Source organism: Arthrobacter sp. YAF34 (assembly GCF_052113245.1).
Lineage (GTDB): Bacteria > Actinomycetota > Actinomycetes > Actinomycetales > Micrococcaceae > Arthrobacter.
Map to the genome: position 1 here is coordinate 1 of NZ_JBFRCV010000039.1, position 925 is coordinate 925.

At 72.1% G+C, this 925-nt stretch carries 1 protein-coding gene; it reads left to right on the plus strand.

Features of this window, described 5'->3' with window-relative positions; genetic code table 11:
• A partial coding sequence (locus AB4Y72_RS19660) for a DUF222 domain-containing protein (RefSeq protein WP_441427813.1) occupies positions 1–925 on the plus strand: 925 nt, incomplete at both ends.

Here is a 925-nt window from a genome sequence, read left to right on the forward strand (position 1 = left end):
CAGATCGCCCTCGCCCGGCGCGAATCCCCCGCCAAGGGCGGTCGGCTGCTGGGCCTGGCCAAGGCCCTGATCACCGAAATGCCGCACACCCTCGCGGCGCTGGAATCCGGGATCCTCAACGAATGGCGGGCCACGCTGATCGTTCGCGAAACCGCCTGCCTGACCGCCGCGGACCGGGCCGCCGTCGACGAGCACCTCGCCGCCGACACCGGCAYCCTSRCSGGCACSGGTGACCGGGCCATTGTTGCCGCGGCGCGGGCCGCCGCGTACCGGCTGGACCCSCGCTCCGTCACCCAGCGCGCCGCGCACGCCGCCACCGAACGGCACGTGAGCCTGCGCCCCGCCCCCGACACCATGTGCCACCTAACGGCATTCCTGCCCGTCGCCCAGGGCATCGCCGTCCACACGGCCCTGACCCGGCACGCCGACACCCTCCGCAATGAGGGAGATTCGAGGGGCCGCGGCCAGGCCATGGCCGACACCCTCGTCGAACGCACCACCGGCACCCCCGGCGGGATCAGCGGCATCGAAATCCAGCTCATCATGACCGACCGCACCCTCTTCCAAGCCGACGCCGAACCCGCCCGGCTCCCCGGCTACGGCACCGTCCCCGCCGAATGGGCCCGGGAACTGCTCACGAAAACCGGGACGAACGCCAAGGAACGGGACTTCACCACCTGGCTCCGCCGGCTCTACACCCACCCCGGCACCGGCGACCTCACCGCCATGGACTCCCGCGCCCGGATCTTCCCCACCGGACTGCGCCGCCTCATCCACACCCGCGACCACACCTGCCGCACCCCCTACTGCGACGCCCCCATCCGCCACCTGGACCACATCGTCCCCCACCACGCCGGCGGCCAAACCACCAGCACCAACGGCGCCGGCCTCTGCGAAGCCTGCAACCACACCAAAGAAACCCCCG